General features: G+C 57.2%; 15 protein-coding genes. 7 read left to right on the top strand and 8 right to left on the bottom strand.

What is annotated here, in order from left to right; genetic code table 11:
• Positions 1–15 precede the first annotated feature (15 nt).
• Complete coding sequence (locus tag ACF8PE_RS00100) at positions 16–753, bottom strand: metallophosphoesterase (RefSeq protein ID WP_392494171.1); 738 nt, start codon at positions 751–753, stop codon at positions 16–18.
• Positions 754–858: 105 nt separating this feature from the next.
• Here ACF8PE_RS00100 and ACF8PE_RS00095 point away from each other — a divergent pair, with 105 nt between their 5' ends.
• Positions 859–1,143 carry a VF530 family DNA-binding protein gene (locus ACF8PE_RS00095; RefSeq protein WP_032618132.1) on the top strand — a complete coding sequence of 95 codons (285 nt, stop codon included), beginning with the start codon at positions 859–861 and terminating at the stop codon, positions 1,141–1,143.
• Between the two features lie 9 nt (positions 1,144–1,152).
• On the opposite strand, the gene glgX is transcribed toward ACF8PE_RS00095, so the two are convergent.
• The 5 genes from glgX to ACF8PE_RS00070 all read right to left on the bottom strand — a co-directional run bounded on the left by glgX (position 1,153) and on the right by ACF8PE_RS00070 (position 10,777).
• Positions 1,153–3,228 (bottom strand): glycogen debranching protein GlgX, encoded by a 2,076-nt coding sequence (gene glgX, locus ACF8PE_RS00090; protein ID WP_032618113.1) that lies wholly within the window; start codon positions 3,226–3,228, stop codon positions 1,153–1,155.
• Positions 3,229–3,257: 29 nt separating this feature from the next.
• Positions 3,258–5,774: a malto-oligosyltrehalose synthase gene (treY, locus tag ACF8PE_RS00085; RefSeq protein WP_392494169.1), complete on the bottom strand. Its 2,517-nt coding sequence runs from the start codon at positions 5,772–5,774 to the stop codon at positions 3,258–3,260.
• The gene (gene treZ, locus ACF8PE_RS00080; RefSeq protein WP_392494167.1) at positions 5,774–7,546 is read right to left on the bottom strand and encodes a malto-oligosyltrehalose trehalohydrolase; all 1,773 of its coding nucleotides are present in this window, start codon (positions 7,544–7,546) and stop codon (positions 5,774–5,776) included. Before treZ ends, treY begins: the two co-directional genes overlap by 1 nt.
• 245 nt (positions 7,547–7,791) lie before the next feature.
• On the bottom strand, positions 7,792–9,342 hold the full coding sequence (locus ACF8PE_RS00075; RefSeq protein ID WP_155166780.1) for a methyl-accepting chemotaxis protein: 1,551 nt from the start codon (positions 9,340–9,342) through the stop codon (positions 7,792–7,794).
• Between the two features lie 202 nt (positions 9,343–9,544).
• Positions 9,545–10,777 (bottom strand): diguanylate phosphodiesterase, encoded by a 1,233-nt coding sequence (locus tag ACF8PE_RS00070; protein WP_032618117.1) that lies wholly within the window; start codon positions 10,775–10,777, stop codon positions 9,545–9,547.
• A 153-nt stretch (positions 10,778–10,930) separates the two neighbouring features.
• Here ACF8PE_RS00070 and ACF8PE_RS00065 point away from each other — a divergent pair, with 153 nt between their 5' ends.
• Positions 10,931–11,911: a mannuronate-specific alginate lyase gene (locus ACF8PE_RS00065; protein WP_392494165.1), complete on the top strand. Its 981-nt coding sequence runs from the start codon at positions 10,931–10,933 to the stop codon at positions 11,909–11,911.
• Here the strand turns inward: ACF8PE_RS00065 and ACF8PE_RS00060 are convergent.
• Positions 11,908–12,657 (bottom strand): SDR family oxidoreductase, encoded by a 750-nt coding sequence (locus ACF8PE_RS00060; protein ID WP_392494163.1) that lies wholly within the window; start codon positions 12,655–12,657, stop codon positions 11,908–11,910. The two genes, ACF8PE_RS00065 and ACF8PE_RS00060, sit on opposite strands and share 4 nt — an antisense overlap.
• A 126-nt stretch (positions 12,658–12,783) precedes the next feature.
• On the opposite strand from ACF8PE_RS00060, the gene ACF8PE_RS00055 reads away from it, so the two are divergent.
• Entirely contained in the window at positions 12,784–13,689 is a 906-nt protein-coding gene (locus ACF8PE_RS00055) for a LysR family transcriptional regulator (protein ID WP_164540355.1), read from the top strand.
• Between the two features lie 25 nt (positions 13,690–13,714).
• Here the strand turns inward: ACF8PE_RS00055 and ACF8PE_RS00050 are convergent, their stop codons facing one another.
• Entirely contained in the window at positions 13,715–14,143 is a 429-nt protein-coding gene (locus tag ACF8PE_RS00050; protein ID WP_032618121.1) for an OsmC family protein, read from the bottom strand.
• A gap of 165 nt (positions 14,144–14,308) precedes the next feature.
• Here ACF8PE_RS00050 and ACF8PE_RS00045 point away from each other — a divergent pair, with 165 nt between their 5' ends.
• The 4 genes from ACF8PE_RS00045 (at position 14,309) to ACF8PE_RS00030 (ending at position 17,279) form a co-directional block, all read left to right on the top strand.
• Complete coding sequence (locus ACF8PE_RS00045) at positions 14,309–14,830, top strand: VOC family protein (RefSeq protein ID WP_279869541.1); 522 nt, start codon at positions 14,309–14,311, stop codon at positions 14,828–14,830.
• A gap of 142 nt (positions 14,831–14,972) precedes the next feature.
• Complete coding sequence (bdm, locus tag ACF8PE_RS00040) at positions 14,973–15,188, top strand: biofilm-dependent modulation protein (RefSeq protein WP_032618123.1); 216 nt, start codon at positions 14,973–14,975, stop codon at positions 15,186–15,188.
• A gap of 80 nt (positions 15,189–15,268) precedes the next feature.
• Positions 15,269–15,406: a stationary-phase-induced ribosome-associated protein gene (sra, locus tag ACF8PE_RS00035; RefSeq protein WP_347116325.1), complete on the top strand. Its 138-nt coding sequence runs from the start codon at positions 15,269–15,271 to the stop codon at positions 15,404–15,406.
• Positions 15,407–15,581: 175 nt separating this feature from the next.
• On the top strand, positions 15,582–17,279 hold the full coding sequence (locus tag ACF8PE_RS00030) for an NAD-dependent malic enzyme (RefSeq protein ID WP_392494160.1): 1,698 nt from the start codon (positions 15,582–15,584) through the stop codon (positions 17,277–17,279).
• The last annotated feature ends 22 nt before the right edge of the window (positions 17,280–17,301 follow it).

Here is a 17,301-nt window from a genome sequence, read left to right as displayed (position 1 = left end):
AACATCCGTTCGCGGTTAAACCCTCACATGATGGCTGGTTAGTGCGCCATTGACGTAGCGATGGATCATCAGCCCCGGCGCGTCCTCGGCGGGAGGAACCCGCTCGCTACCAAACCAGACCGGATTGGCCGGGCACACGGAGGCACAAATATGTGCTGGTATGCCGGCAAACATCCCGGCCACCGGTCTGTGTACGTGTCCTGAAGCCACCGCAAGCGGTCTGGTCGCCGCGCGGTGAATCAGGGCCTCCAGCCGATCCAGCCCCCTGCACAGGGTCTGATCCAGTGTCGGTATGCCGCAGGCAAAAACATGATGATGCAGGAACAGAATGGATGGCAGCGCGTCGGCCCGGTTAAGCTGCTTCTCCAGCCAGCCCAGATGCTCTGTCACGGAGCCGTGATCGTGCCCCTCCACCGTTGTATCAAGACCCATCAGACGCAGACCACCAACCTCCAGAACGGCATGCAGCGCGCCATAACAGGCATCCTTTACCTCTGTCTCATCGCGCCATACCGCGCGCATAAGGCGACGATTGTCTGAGTTACCCGGCAGTATTAAAGAAGGATAATGCTCCTCAGCCAGACGGGCGGCGATCTGTTGATACCCCTCAAGCCAATCGTTGTCGGTTAAATCCCCGGAAAGCACCAGCGCGTCAGGCTGGAGTTGTCTCAGCCACCTGAGTACCCGGTCAAAGCGGGCCAGATGATCGTTATCGGGAGCGGCATGAATATCTGAAATCTGGGCTATCAACATCGCGTTTTCCTTAAGCCTGGGAACCCGTCAAGGCGCTTGCTGGCCCCCTGCTTTTCTTGTACCCTCCCCGCTTTTAACCCCTTGCCAGAATATAAAAGGATGCCTGTGACAGCACACCCTTCTAAAGATCCTTTGCATGGCGTCACGCTGGAGATGCAGATCAATGCCCTGGTGGCGCGCTACGGTTGGGCGCAGCTGGGTAAGCTGATTAAAATCAACTGCTTTAACAGCGATCCCAGCGTCAAATCCAGCCTCAAATTTTTGCGCCGCACCCCGTGGGCACGCGCCGAAGTCGAAGCCCTCTATCTTGACTCCCTGGACGATCCCGCGCCGACCGACGTCGACGACGAGACCACCAGCCCGTGGGAAAGAGCACGGGCTGGCAAGTAACCCCGCGCGTTATGGCCGCCGTAACAGCACGATGCTGCGGCCTGGCAGCGGGAAATCAGTATCCGGAAGCACTGCCTGCCCCATCTGCTCATCCCCTGCCGTACTCAGCTCCAGCACCCAGCCATCCTGACCGCATTCCGGGATTCGGAAGGGCACCGACCCCTCGTAGGGGTTGATTAACAGCAGCACCTCCTGCCAAATTCCCGGCTGATCGTGCAGATCGGGCCGGGTGAGATACAGCCCAAGGGTCGTCCCCTCGTCCCAGTGCTCCGGCAACTGTGGCCCGCCACCCGCGTTAAACCACTGGATCTCCATTCCGTCACGCCAGCTTTCGCGGCGTAACAGCGGCTGGCTGGTGCGCAGCTCAATCAGATGTCGGGTGAACTTGCGCAGCGCCTCGGCGCTTTCCGGGAGGTTTTCCCAGTGTACCCAGCTGATCTCACTGTCCTGACAGTAGCCGTTGTTGTTACCCAACTGGCTACGGCCAAACTCATCCCCCGCCAGCAGCATCGGCGTGCCGTGAGAGAACAGCAGCGTGGTCAGGAAGTTACGTTTCTGCTGTTCACGCAGGGCGTTGATCTGCTCATCGTCGGTTGGTCCTTCAACGCCATAATTCGATGACCGGTTATCATTGTGGCCGTCGTTATTGTCCTCGCCGTTGGCTTCGTTGTGCTTCTCGTTGAAGGAGACCAGGTCGTTCAGGGTAAACCCGTCGTGAGCGGTAATGAAGTTGATGCTGGCCCACGGGCGACGCCCGCGCTGGTCATACAGATCTCCGGAGCCGAGCAGGCGTGCGGCAAAATCGGACGAGACGTTATCGCCGCGCCAGTACTCGCGCACGGTGTCGCGGTATTTATCATTCCACTCGCCCCAGCCCGGCGGGAAGCCCCCGACCTGATAGCCACCGGGGCCGATGTCCCACGGCTCGCCAATCAGTTTGAGCCGCGAGAGGAGCGGATCCTGCATCATGGCATCGAAGAAGCCGCCGCGCTGATCGAACCCTTCCGGCTCGCGGCCAAGAATGGTGCCGAGGTCAAAACGGAAGCCGTCAATGTGCATCGACTCTGCCCAGTAACGCAGGGAATCCATCACCATCTGCAGCACCCGTGGGTGCGAGGTATTCACCGTGTTACCTGTACCGGTGTCGTTCACATAGTAACGGTGCTGACCGGCAATCGTGCGGTAGTAAGAGAAGTTGTCGATCCCCTTGAATGACAGCGTCGGGCCAAGCTCGTTACCCTCGGCGGTGTGGTTATACACCACGTCGAGGATCACCTCGATACCGGCATCGTGGAAGGCGCGCACCATGTCGCGGAAGCCCTTGATGCCGTTCGGGCCGCCGTAGCGTGACGCCGGGGCGAAGAAGTTAAGGGTGTTATAGCCCCAGAAGTTTTTCAGCCCGCGATCCAGCAGATGCTGATCGTCCGGGAAAGCATGCACCGGCAACAGTTCAACCGACGTAATGCCAAGACTCTTGATGTAATCCACCGTCGCTTTGTGCCCCATCCCTTCGAAGGTGCCGCGCAATTCAGGCGGGATCGCCGGGTTAAGCTGGGTAAAGCCTTTCACATGGGTTTCGTACAAAATGGTGCTGGACCAGGGCACCGCCGGGCGGTGCGGGTCCTGACCGTCGAACACCCGCGGGTCAACAACCCGGCATTTTGGGGTATAAGGCGCGCTGTCGCGGGTATCAAAGCTAAGATCAAGCTCGTCATGCCCCAGCTCATAACCAAAATGGGCGGGGTTCCAGATAAGCTCCCCGGTCAACGCCCGGGCATAAGGGTCAATCAGTAACTTATGCGGGTTAAAGCGGTGGCCATTTTCAGGATCGTAAGGGCCATAGACGCGGTAGCCGTACAACGCACCCGGTTTCAGATCCGGGACATAGCCGTGCCAGACTTCATCGGTGTATTCCGGTAACTCGAGACGGGCTATTTCAGATTTACCACTCGGGTCAAACAGACACAGCTCAACACGTTCGGCGCAGGCGGAAAAGAGGGCAAAATTCACCCCTTTGTCATCGTAATTCGCCCCAAGGGGATAACTTTGCCCCGCCTGAATTTCATAAATTTTGTCATATGCCATAGAGTCTCTCCCTCGAACAGTAATAATCATCAGCCGCAGGCCAGTAACACCCGCCAGCAATCCTGTGCTTCATTCAAATGCAGGCTTTCGCCTAAGGTCAGGGTTTCACCACTGAAACAATCCCGGTAGCGGCGCCCGGCTAGTTCGGGAGGAAGAACCACCTCTGTCGCGCCCCACAGGGCCGCCCCGGTAACAGGAAACGTCTGTGCGGCGTTCGCCAGCGCCAGCCGCGGTGCTACCACAATCAGCACGTCATCGTCATCGACGCGGGCGTAGGCAATCGCCTTATCCGCCCGTTCGCCACGGGTCAGCAGCGCAACATAGCTGCCCAGGCGGAACAGCGCCGGTTTGCGCTGGCGCAGATGCAGTAGCGTGCGGGTGACCGACAGCTTCAACTGCCCGTCCAGCCAGCTCGCCTCCTGGGCGGCAATATGAGGGTCTACCGTATCCAGCTGCTGACGAAGCTGGTCGAAATCTGGCTCGCGGCGGTTATCAGGATCGACAAGGCTAAAATTAAGCCCCTCGCTGCCCTGATAAACATCCGGCACCCCCGGTGCGGTAAGTTTGATCACCGTCTGGCTCAGGCTGTTCACCAGCCCGGCGCGAATAAACGGACGTAACGAGGAACTGAAGTCCTGCAGGAAGTCCTGATTGTCCGGGGACAACAGATGGCGGGCATACTCCAGTACCACCGTTTCATAAGCTTCGTTGCTGTCCACCCAGTCGGTGCGCAGCTTGGCCTCGCGCAGCGCCTTCTCGACAAAAGCCAGGAAGCGCTCTTCCAGGGCATTCAGCCCCGCCGCATCCTGCGGGTCCAGCTCCGGCGGCCAGACACCCGCCAGCGCCTGATAGAGCATCCAGGTATCGGCACCGCGCGGCGCCGTGCCATCATTCAGAAAGCGAACGTGGGTCTGGTTTAGCTGCTGCCAGCGGGCCACGCATTCCGCCCATACCTCCGGCGCTTCGGTCAGGGAATAGAGCCGGGCGCGGGCATCTTCTCCACGTTTGGTGTCGTGGGTCGAGGTGCCGGAAAGCGCATCCGGCTGACGGTCACGTCGCGCGGTCATCTCGGTGTGGAAGCGCGTCAGCGAGAAAGCCTGCGGCACCGGCTCGGCTCCCACCTCGTTGAGCGCCAGATCCATGTGCTGACGGAAAAACAGCGTATCTTCCACCGACTTCGCCATCAGCGGCCCGGTCAGCTGCTGGAAACGGGTGCGGAAATGCGTGGCAGTATCGCGGGCCTCCTCAGAGACTTCGCCGGTCAAAATACGCATCAGCAGCGCGATGGCGTCAGGATCGGCGCTGATCGTGGCGACCACGCTGTTCAGCAGGCGCACATCCGCGGCTGACATCCCCTGCGCCGTGCCGTAGGTGCGGTACACCGGGAAGGCCACCAGCAGCTCGCGCAATGCCAGCCGCAGAGGCTCCTCTTCCACCTGGACGCCTTCCGTTTCGGAAAGGGTTTTCGCCAGCTTCAGCAGAGTGGAAAATTCCCCGGCGAAGTTTCTGTCCACCATCAGCAGCCGCGCGTCGCGCAGTTCGTCGTGCATATCGACCGGGCGGCCCATCACCTTGTCATAGGCCTGGCGCAGGCTGTCGATTTTGTCGTCATCTATCAGCACCTCTGACAGCGAGGCGATAAATTCGTAGCCGGTGGTCCCGGAGATCGGCCAGTCGGTGGGCAGGTTCTCGCCCTTACTGAGGATCTTCTCTACCGTGATATAGCAGTCGGCACCTGCCTCCTGACGCAGACGTTGCAGGTAGGCTCGCGGGTCGGCCAGCCCGTCCACGTGGTCAATACGCAGCCCGTCCACCGCTCCCGAACGCACCAGGGCGAGGATCAGGGCATGGCTGTCATCAAACACCGCGTCGTCTTCAACCCGCACGCCCACGAGGCCAGTGATTTCGAAGAAGCGACGCCAGGAGAGTTCGTTCGGCGCATCTCGCCAGCTGGTAAGCCGCCACGGCTGCTGGTCGTGCAACCGGCTGATAGCCGCGGGATCGCTGAGGCTCAACACCTCCTCTTCGCGCCCTTGCCAGCTGTCGGGCGTCAGCGGGTAGAAGTTTTCGAAATAGGCCAGCGCGGGTTTGCCGGTGTTGGGATCGCGCTGCACGCTGATCTCACCGTTCGCCAGCACCACTTCAAAATCATCCCCCAGAAACGGCAGCGTCAGACGGCGCGACCAGTCGATATCAAAATGACGGGCGTAGCGACTCTTTTCCCCATGCTCAATCACATCACGCCACCAGGCGTTTTCCAGCGAGGTGGACATGTGGTTCGGCACAATATCAAGGATCAAACCCAGCCCGGCCGCCTTCAGGGCGCTGACCAGCCGCTCAAAACCGGCCCGGCCTCCGATAGAGGGGTCAATCTCGTTAGCATCGGTGACGTCATAACCGTGCGTCGAATCCCGGGCGGCAGTAAATATTGGCGAAGCATACAGATGGCTGATGCCGAGCTGTTGCAGATACGGCACCAGACTGGCGGCACGATCGAAGGTCATGCCGTTACGAAACTGAATACGCCAGGTCGCTGTGGGGATCATCAGGTCGGTTCTCCTTGTGCAAAACGTACAATAACGGTGTTCGCGAGCAGTTCCGTGCGGCCTTCAGGCCAGGCAAACAATGTTTCACCCGCTATCTCGGGCATCGTCTGCGGCTGATCACCCGTATTAAGTGCCAGCGACAGCGTACCCTGTATAAATATCCAGCTCACCACCACGCAACCCGGGGCCGTTTTTATCACCCTGCCATTCCCGCCCTGTGCGCCGGCCAGCAACGGCACAATAGCCCACTGGCGCAGCTGCAACAGCTGCTGGGTAAAGCGCAACCAGTTCTGGCCGTCAGGCTGGTTGAGTTTGTCCCAGTCGAGTTTCGAACGGGCAAAGGTCTCAGGGGCATTGGGATCCGGTACGGTCTCATCGTGATCGCTGAACTCTTTCGCGCGCCCTTCCCGCACCGCCCGCGCCAGGTCTCCGTGAAAATCGGTAAAGAACAGGAACGGCTGGGTTTCACCGAACTCCTCCCCCATAAACATCAGCGGGATATGCGGCGACAGCAGCAGCGCAGCCATCAGTACCCGGGTACGCTCTTCCCCGATGAGACTCAACAGGCGATCGCCCTGAGCACGATTACCAACCTGATCGTGATTCTGGATGAAATCGACGAAGGCCGCTGGCGGTTGAGCGGTACTTTTCACACCCCGGATTTCACCGGTTTGCGGGGAACGTTCCCCCTGATAAGCAAAGCCTTCCGCCAGCGCCCGCGCCACCCATTGTTCGGGTTTTTCAGCAAAATCCTGGTACCAGGCATGGGTTTCACCGCTGGCCATGACGTGGACGGCATTGTGCAGATCGTCATTCCACTCCCCGGTGAACAACGGCACGCTGCCGTCCTCCTCACGCGGATGAAGAAACACCACGTTGCGGCTGTCTTCGGTGGTCAGATGCACCGGCCGGTCGGTAATGGCAGCGCGAATGCGGGTGGCGATCTCAATTAACACGTGCGGCTCGGAGGTGTCTTCGATCTGGTCGATGGCGTCAAAGCGCAGGCCGTCGAAGCGGAACTCCGTCAGCCAGTACAGCGGCGCATCGACAATAAACTGACGCACCGGGGCCACGTCATAGGCGATGCCGTTCCCCCACGGGGTCATGCGTTCCGGGTGGAAGAAGTCCGGGGCCAGCTTCGGCAGGTAGTTACCCTCCGGTCCGAAATGGTTAAGGACAATATCCAGCACCACCGACAGCCCCAGACCATGGGCGGTATCGACAAAGGCTTTCAGCTCATCCGGCGTACCGTAGGCACTGTGCGGGGCATACAGCAGTACGCCGTCGTAACCCCAGCCACGGTTACCTCCGGCCTGGGAGACCGGCATCAGCTCAATCATGGTAATGCCGAGCGAGGCCAGGTACGGCAGTTTGTCGGCGGCCGCGCGGAAGGTGCCCTCAGGGGTAAAGGTCCCGATATGAAGCTCATAGACCACGCTCTCTTCCCAGGGGCGGCCTTGCCAGTGGGTATTGCGCCAGACATAGCTGTGAGGATCGCACACCAGCGAAGGGCCGTTGACATCCCCTTGCTGCGCGCGGGAGGCCGGATCGGGTACTGCGGAGCCGTCAGGCAGGATAAAACTGTACGCAGAACCTGGGGCAACGTTGTTGACCGTCAGTTCAAATCCGCCGTCGCCGGTCGGGTTCATCGGCAGCGTTTCGTCATTCAGGCGCAGGGTTACGTGCTGCTGACCGCTGGCCCACAGATGAAAGCGAACGTTGTTCGCATCGCTATATTCACAACCCCAATACCTAATAGATTTAGCAGTCATTCCATCACCTCGTTTGACCCGTGATCCTCGGGTTACCTGCGTTTATCACTAAGCAGAGGGAAAAAGAGAAAATGCGCAGGCATGACGCCGCGCATGAACTTCAAGCATAGACCAGGAAAGTAATGTGAGATGAGTCACTTCGACAGGAACAGAAGGAGGGAGATAAATCCCCTCTCCCCGTTGAGGAGAGGGTCAGGGCGAGGGAGAACCGGCCGCACCCGCAAGCCGGAAGCAGTGCTCTTATGTTATGCCGGTTCCGGCAGTCTGAAGCTGGCGATGCTCTGGGTAAGATGCTTCGCCTGCTCTTCCAGCGAGGCGGCAGCGGCCGCAGACTCCTGCACCAGGGCGGCGTTTTGCTGGGTCACGCCATCCATCTCGGTCACCGCCTGGCCGACCTGGCCGATCCCGCGGCTCTGCTCTTCCGAGGCCACCGAGATCTGCTCCATCAGCGCGTTCACTTTATTGACCGAGTTAATGATGGCATGAATCACTTCTCCTGAGCGATTCACGAGCTGAGAACCGTTTTTCACGCTGGAGACCGACTGGGCGATCAGGTTTTCAATGTCCTTCGCCGCCACGGCGCTCTTCTGCGCCAGGGTACGGACTTCGGTCGCGACCACCGCAAAACCGCGCCCTTGTGTGCCGGCACGGGCGGCTTCCACCGCGGCATTCAGCGCCAGGATATTGGTCTGGAAGGCGATGCTGTTGATCACGCTGGTGATGTCTTCGATACGCTGGGAGTTGGCCGCGATGGTGTTCATGGTCTCGATCACCTCGCGGGTTACCGCCTCCCCGGTGCGGGCGTTGTTCACCGCATCCTGCACCAGCTTACCGGCCTGATACACATTGTCGGTGTTATTGGCAACGGTGGCGCTCAATTGCTCCATGCTGGCGGCGGTTTCCGTCAGGGCTGAAGCTTGTTGCTCGGTACGTGAGGCCAGGTCGATGTTGCCCGAGGCGATCTCCTGCGAGGCGTAGTTAACGGTACGGCAGGCTTCGCGCACCTGAGAGATGGTCTCCAGCAGGGCCAGACGCATCTGCTCCATCGACCCCATCAGCAGATCGATTTCGTTATTCGAACCCGCCTTCTGCGGCACGGCTTCCGTCAGTTGTCCGGCGGCAATCTGGCTGCAGTGTTCCCGGGCGAGGTTGATTGGAGCAAACACATACCGCTTCATCAGGACGCTCACCCCGATAATCACCACCACAAAGAGCGCGGCAAAGGCGGCAATAATGGTTAAGCCGGAAGCAAAATGGGTGCGCGCATCGTCATTCAGCTGCTTCGCATATTTCTGATGCACAGACAGTACCTGATCGAGAACGATTTCATACTGGCGGTCGAGCCGGGAAATCTGCGGGATCAGGGCATTGAATTTTGCCGCATCGTGCGCCGAGGCCGCGTCGATCAGCGGGGACAGGCCTTCATTGCGATAGGCGAGCCAGGCGTCGTCATAGTCCTTCACTAACGGGGCCTCATCTACCAGGCGCGGCGCGTCGTTAAAGGCGGCGAAAGCGCCATCCGCTTTGGTGAGGGCAAGTTTTACCGAGTCCAGCTTCTCCGCAAGACCCGCAGTATCGCCACTCTCGACCTGCTTCATGTACTCCATGACCCGCACGCGCAGGGTACGGCTGTGGTTAATAGGATCGATGATGGATAACACCACCTGAATCTCTTTATTCACGTTATCCAGAGAATCATTGCTTTTAATGGCCAGCCAGACGTTGGTTGCGGCGCTGGCAACAAAGAAAAACAGTAAGGCAAGAAGAATGGCAAGGGACGACTTTTTTAACGACATAACTACCTCAGAAATAAAACGGTCTGAAGTGTTATCGGCATTTACCCCTTAATATTGAATTAAAGTTATTTATTTATGCGAACATCAATAATGTCGTTAATACTTATTTAAATCATTATATTGCGCAACAGGGCCGGATATTTCGGCCCTGTTAAACATTGAGATTTTTTATCTGTTTAGCGCTTGATTATCTGTTGCAGCGTTAATCGCTCAAATATTCATCACGGGTAAATTGCGGCCAGTGAATTTCTCCCACACCATTTAATTTAGGCCGGGCGAATAAAAAGCCCTGAAAACGCTTGATGCCTGCCGACTCCAGCCAGCACCACTCTTCGATTTTCTCGATGCCCTCTGCCACCAGCGCAATCTCCATATCGGTACAGCAGCTGATGATCGACTTCACAATCGCCTGCTTCGGGCCGCTTAAATGAATGTTGCTGACAATCTCGCGATCGATTTTTAGCTTATCCGGCTGGAAACGGGTCAGCAGCGACAGCCCGGCATAGCCTGACCCAAAATCGTCAATGGCCAGGCCGATCCCCGCCGCCCTTAATTGTTTGATGGCGCTATTAAACTGGTTAAACCCGGAGATCATTTCGTTTTCGGTCACTTCAATCACCACCTGCTCCGGCTGCAAACCGTGGGCGAGGATCTGATCCATCAGAAAATCGACGGCGTGGGGCACATTCACCAGCGACATCGGCAGCAGGTTAATGGCAATTTTATGATCGCCAATGTCGATCTTCTCTGCCAGCGCAAAGGCATAGGCTTTGGTCAGCAGATCGACCTCGTACACTTTGTCCTGATCGAGAGCGTTAAAGAACCGCTCCGGGCTACCGCCGTCGTTACCGCGAATAAGCGCCTCAAGCGAGGAGATTTTTCCCTCGGTGGGTTCCACGATCGGCTGCAGGGCAAACTGGCAAATTTGATTCTCAATCAGCCCGTTAATGGTTTTGCCGAAAGGCATATGCTCCGGGACCATCGTCCATTTTTCAGGCCGGAAGTTTAACTCACCCGCCGTCTTTTTGGGCTGGATAATAAAAGTCTGAATGAATTTAAATACCCGGTCTTGCGCCGCCAGATAATTGTCCAGCTTGCTGTAGCGCAATACCGAAGACAGGACCGATTTTGGCGTGTCAACCCGCAGATCGAACAGCAGCATACCGACGTTTTCGAAGCGTCGGCGCGGGCCGTAATCACGCATCAGTTCCACCACGCTGTCGTGACGCTTGTCCTTGCTGATGCGTGCGAATAACGTCTCAATGACCTCTTCAGACCCTTCGAGGATCTGCAGGAAATCGCTCCCGTTAAACAGCAGAATGCCCGTGACATCCAACAGGGTATTGCTCTGTTTGGCCTTTTCAACAAGTGCGAGGAGGGATAAGGATTTACAGGACGGATTTAACTGGCTTTTGTAGATGAGAGTGGTCAGCACAGCTATTGTTCCCGAAAGATGGTTAGGCTTTTTAAACACTTGTTTAGCATACATTACATTCATGGACTAATAGTATTAAAAAGATATATCAGCAAAGAAACGATTCGGCTCAAAAATAATCAAAGTGCCGGTTAAATGTCGGCGGAGGTGTTGATGAAACGAACGTTGTGGCTGCTGCTCTGTTTGCCGGGGTATGCGCTGGCCGCTCCGCTGGTGCCTCCCGTTGGTTTTACCCAGCCGTTACCGCACACGGCATCGGGCGGCTGCGTGACCCTGCCCGCGCCCTACACCGCCCCCCTGACGTTGCGCAGTAAATATGAAGGATCCGACAGCGCCCGCGCCACGCTCAATCCGCAGGCCGAACAGGCATTTCGTGCCGCGACTAAGCCCATCGTCGGGTTTGAACGTGGGATCTCGAACATGGTCTGGCGCTATAAACAGAGCGGGGATCCGCGAACCTTACATTGTATTCTGGAGGGCTACGCGACATGGGCCAACGCCGGGGCGTTACTCTCCGGGCAAACCAGCCACACCGGCCGCGCAATGCGCAAATGGGCGCTGGCGACGCTGGCCAGCAGCTGGCTGGAGCTAAAGTTTACCCCCGGAACTTCCCTTGCCGGGCAGCAGACCACTGAACGCTGGCTGGGCCAGCTGGCGGATCGGGTGGTACAGGAGTGGGATGGCCTGCCGCTGAAAAGCACTAATAACCACAGCTACTGGGCGGCATGGGCGGTCATGGCCAGCGCCGTGGCGCTCGACCGTCGGGATCTGTTCGCCTGGTCGTTGAAAGAGTACCGCATCGCCGCCGGACAGATTGCCGCCGACGGCACGCTGGCAAACGAACAACGCCGTCGCGAGCGGGCGCTGGCCTATCATAATTATGCCCTGCAACCGCTGGTGATGATCGCCAGTTTTGCCGCGGCGAATAAGGTGGATGTAACGCAGGAGAACCATGGCGCGCTGGCGCGGCTGGTGAACTATGTGTTGCAGCAGAAGGATGCCGATCTCGAATGGCTGGAACCCTGGTGTGCCCTGTCTCACTGCAGTTCAGTGACACTGTCACGCCTGGATGCCAGCCGTCCGTTACAGGATCGCCGCCTCGGCGGCAATCTTACCCTACTCTATCAGCGTTAAATCTGCGCCATCCCGCCATCCACAAACAGCTCGGCGGCGTTGATAAAGCTGGCGGCATCGGAGGCGAGGAACGCCACCACTTTTGATACCTCTTCCGCTTCGCCAATGCGTCCCAGTGGGACAGTCGCGGCTAACGCATCAAACAACCCCTGGCGCTGATCTTCCGGCACCAGATCTCCCAGACCTGGGGTTTTAATCGGGCCAGGGCTGACCACGTTGACCCGGATCCCGCGCCCCTGTAAATCCAGCGCCCAGGAGCGGGCAAAATTCCTCACTGCCGCCTTGCTGGCACTGTAGACGCTGAAGTTAGCAGTGCCTTTGATGGAGACAGTCGAGCCGGTAAGGATCACCGACGACCCGGAGACCAGCAGCGGCAGTGCTTTCTGCACGGTAAAGAGCACACCGCGTACGTTAGTGGCAAAGATACGGTCAAAATGTTCTTCTGTGATGGCACCCAGCGGCAGCATATCGCCACCCCCCGCGTTGGCATACAACACATCCAGCCGCCCGGCCTGTTCCGCGATCTGCGCATAAACGGTATCGAGATCCTCAAGGCGTGAGGCGTCGGCGCGGATGCCGGTGACCTGCCCGCCCAGGCTGGCGACGGCGTTATCCAGCTCTGCCTGACGACGTCCGGTGATGTATACCTTCGCGCCCTGAGCGGCCAGCTCTTTGGCGGTTGCCAGACCGATTCCGCTGGTACCACCGGTGACGAGAGCGACTTTACCTGCTAATACTGTGTTCATCTGATTTACCTTGTCTGTTGTTGGTGTGGATGCACTGTACCGCTTGCGGGATTAGGGAAAAATCAGCAAAAATGGAAATCACTTTTTCCCTGTGGCAATAATCCACCCGTTCGTGAGCGCCTCCCGATGGATCAGTTAATGGCAATGCGCGCCTTTACGCGCGTCGTGGAAACCGGCAGTTTTACCCGGGCAGCAGACTCGCTGAACATGCCCATCGCCACGCTCAGTAAACTGGTCAAGGCGCTGGAGGCGCATCTGGGCGTGCGGTTGTTACAGCGCACCACCCGACGGGTGACGCCCACCCCGGAAGGACAGGACTATTACGAAAAAGCCCGGCGGGTGTTAATTGACATCGAAGATATCGACACCTCGTTCAGCGCGATCAAACAACAGCCGCAGGGTCATTTGCGTATTGATGTGGGTGGTTCGACGGCGCGGGACGTACTTATCCCGCTGCTGCCAGACTTCATGCGCCGTTATCCCGACATCCGCATCGACCTGGGGGTGGCCGACCGTCCGGTGGATTTAATCAGTGGCAATGTAGACTGCGTGATCCGCGGCGGCGCGCTGGGGGACTCCACGCTTATTGCCCGGCATATCGGCAATGCAGAGATGGTCACCTGCGCCACCCCGGACTATCTGAAGCAGCACGGGATCCCCGCCTACCCGGAGGAGCTGCGCAATGGTCATAAGCTGGTGAGTTATCTCTCCCCGGCGACCGGCCGCGCGTTCCCTTTCCGCTTTACGTACAACGATGAAACCCACGAAATCACCCTGCGCCACCATATCGGGGTAAATGAGAGCAACGCGCATCTGGCGGCAGCGGTTGCCGGAATGGGCATTATCCAGACCTTTCGCTACGCCGCGGGGGCCATGCTGGAGGCAGGAACGCTGGTGGAGATACTGGCGAAGTGGCGGCCACCGCACTATCCGTTTTATGTCGTGTATCCACAAAACCGGCACGTGACGCAGCGTTTAAGAGTCTTTATTGAGTGGCTGGTGGAGGTGTTTCCAGAGGCGGTGAAGGGATAGCCGGGCATAATGCCCGGCGGAAGGATCAGTTCAGGGTGTAGTCGAGCGTAATCTCGGCATTCAGCACCTGAGAAACCGGACAGCCGGCTTTGGCCTTCTGGATAACGCCGTCAAACTGCTGGGGATCAATGCCCGGGACGGTCACTTTACTCTTCAGGGCAATTTTGCTGATCGCAAAGCCACTGTCAGTTTTATCCAGCGACACATCGGCGGTGGTATCAATGCTGTCGGCCGTGTAACCCGCCTCGCCCAGCATCAGGGACAGGGCCATTGAGAAACAGGCTGCATGCGCTGCGCCGATCAACTCTTCCGGGTTAGTGCCTTTCTCCCCTTCAAAGCGGGTATTGAAACCATAAGGTTGCTGATTCAGGACGCCGCTTTCGGTAGAAACCGTACCCTTGCCGCGTTTAATATCGCCAGACCAATGTGCCGAACCGTGTTTGTGAATTGTCATAAGTGTTCTCCTTTTGGCTTACAAGGGGTTAAGTATAGAAGAGAGATTCAGTATTGCCTCAAAGACAGAAGAGTCTCATGACATTGTGCAGTTATTCACCCGCCGCAAAAATATAACGTCCTCTGTCAGCCTGCTATATTTTGTTTTTCTAAAGAGGAGACGCGCATGAATTCACCCGCCCGAGGTATCGACCACATTGGTATTACCGTACCGGATATTAATCAGGCCACGCTATTTTTTGAGCAGGCCTTTCACGCCAAAGAAATATATCGATCCGTAGAGCCTGGCGACGGAAATATTGATCCCGATGCCCAGCAGAAGACATTACGCCTGGTACCCGGCACAGAAGTTCGCGCAATACGTATGCTGGCCATGCCACATGGACCGGGGATTGAGCTTTTCGAAATGCATGGTCCGGAACAGCAACCACCCGCGCGAGCCAGCGACCTTGGTCTTCAACACTTTGCCGTCTATGTTGATGATTTCGCACAGGCGATAGCACGCTTTACGGCGGCAGGTGGCGAGATGTTTACCGAGCCTAAGGCGCTCTCCTTTCCGGCCGAGCAGGGAGAAGGCAATGCTTTTTGCTACGGGAAAACGCCCTGGGGTAGCGTCATTGAACTGATATCCTGGCCCTCACCCATGCCTTATGAGAAATATACAGACCGGCGTCGCTGGAAGCCGTGATATATCCTTAAAAAGACCAGGATAATGATATTTTTATTTCCAGGACGAGTCTTACACACAGCGCAATAAAATTTTGCCATTCTGAATGTGCGTTAAGTCATTGCGAACCGGAACATTAAACAGAAAACGACACGGAGGCACTATGTTTACTTATACATCAGCAACTACCCCATCCGCACAGCCAGAGCTGGTTAATGCTATTGCACAGGGTTTACGCGCAGAGTTGGGCGCTGTCACCGAAGATGACATTTTGATGGAACTCACCAAGTGGGTTGAAGCCTCTGACAATGACATCCTCAGTGACATCTACCAGCAGACCATTAATTACGTCGTCAGCGGTCAGCACGCCAGTTTGTAAATACCTGCTATGCTGGATCTGCAACCTTAGGGGTTACATTTCGTTCGCCTTATCACTATTAACAGGATTGAGGAGCTACTATGAAATCGAACCGTCAGGCACGCCATATTCTGGGACTGAGCTACAAACTCTCTAACCAGCGTAAAGTGGTGATTGAGGGCGACAGTGAAACGCAGGTCACCCACGCTACTGGCAGAAAACGCCACGAACCTAAGTAAGTTCGCTACAGGATCCCCGACACCATCGGCATTGCCGGTGGTGTTTTTATTTGTACGTTGCGGTTTTTAACATTCACCTCCTTTATACTATGCCCCTGACATCCCCTGCGGGCACAATAGCGACAATGATCAATACCAGTGCCAGGGACGGATTTCCCAAAATTAAGTGAGTGACATGGACAACAATTCAACCCGACATCGTTCCCTTTATATCCCTTATGCCGGACCGGTTCTGCTGGAATTCCCCCTGCTGAACAAGGGCAGCGCTTTCAGCATGGAAGAGCGCAGCAACTTCAACCTGCTGGGCCTGCTGCCAGAAGTGGTCGAAACCATCGAAGAACAGGCCGAGCGGGCGTGGATCCAGTATCAGGGTTTCAAAACCGAAATTGATAAGCACATCTACCTGCGCAATATTCAGGACACCAACGAAACCCTCTTCTACCGACTGGTGCAAAACCATCTCGACGAGATGATGCCGGTGATTTACACCCCGACGGTCGGTGCTGCCTGCGAACGCTTCTCTGAAATTTACCGTCGCTCGCGCGGCGTGTTTATCTCGTATCAGAACCGTCACAACATGGATGACATTCTGCAGAACGTGTCAAACCACAACATCAAGGTGATCGTGGTGACCGACGGCGAGCGTATTCTTGGTCTTGGCGACCAGGGTATCGGCGGGATGGGCATTCCAATCGGTAAGCTGTCGCTGTACACCGCCTGCGGCGGCATCAGCCCGGCCTACACCCTGCCGGTTGTGCTGGATGTCGGTACGAATAACCAGCAGCTGCTTAACGATCCGCTGTATATGGGCTGGCGTCACCCGCGCATCACGGACGACGAGTATTACCAGTTCGTGGACGACTTCATCCAGGCGGTGAAACATCGCTGGCCGGACGTGCTGTTGCAGTTTGAAGATTTCGCCCAGAAAAACGCCATGCCGCTGTTGAACCGCTATCGCGACGAAATCTGCTCCTTTAACGATGATATTCAGGGCACCGCTGCGGTCACCGTCGGCACCCTGATTGCCGCCAGCCGCGCGGCAGGCAACCAGTTAAGCTATCAGAAGATTGTCTTCCTGGGTGCCGGTTCTGCCGGATGCGGCATCGCAGAGCAGATCATCGCCCAGACCCAGCGGGAAGGGTTAAGCGAAGAGCTGGCCCGCTCGCGCGTCTTTATGGTGGATCGCTTCGGCCTGCTGACTGATGCCATGCCGAACCTGCTGCCGTTCCAGACCAAACTGGTGCAAAAGCGCGAGAATCTGAAAAACTGGGATACCGACAACGAAGTGCTGTCCCTGCTGGATGTGGTGCGCAACGTGAAGCCGGACATTCTGATCGGCGTCTCCGGGCAGACCGGCTTGTTCACCGAAGAGATCATCCGCGAGATGCATAAATACTGCGCGCGTCCTATCGTGATGCCGCTGTCGAACCCGACCTCCCGCGTGGAAGCCACCCCGCAGGACATCATCGCCTGGACCGAGGGCAATGCGCTGGTCGCTACCGGCAGCCCGTTCGCCCCGGTCGTGTGGAAGGATAAAACCTACCCCATCGCCCAGTGTAACAACTCCTACATCTTCCCGGGGATTGGTCTGGGGGTGATCGCCTCGGGCGCCTCGCGCATTACCGATGAGATGCTGATGTCTGCCAGCGAAACCCTGGCTAAACACTCGCCGCTGGTGAATAACGGTGAAGGCCTGGTTCTGCCGGAGCTGAAAGATATTCACGTGGTGTCAAAGGCGATTGCCTTTGCCGTGGGTAAAATGGCGCAGCAGCAAGGGGTGGCGGTGAAAACCTCTGCCGATGCGTTGCAGCAGGCGATTGATGAGAACTTCTGGCAGCCGGAATACCGCAGCTACCGCAGGACTTCAATCTAAAAGCAAAAAGGCAACGTAAGTT

It is taken from the genome of Leclercia sp. GLN_9, assembly GCF_043105735.1.
GTDB classification, from domain to species: domain Bacteria; phylum Pseudomonadota; class Gammaproteobacteria; order Enterobacterales; family Enterobacteriaceae; genus Enterobacter; species Enterobacter adecarboxylatus.
Note: the sequence above shows the minus strand (reverse complement) of the source record. Positions and strands in the feature narration are given on the sequence as shown.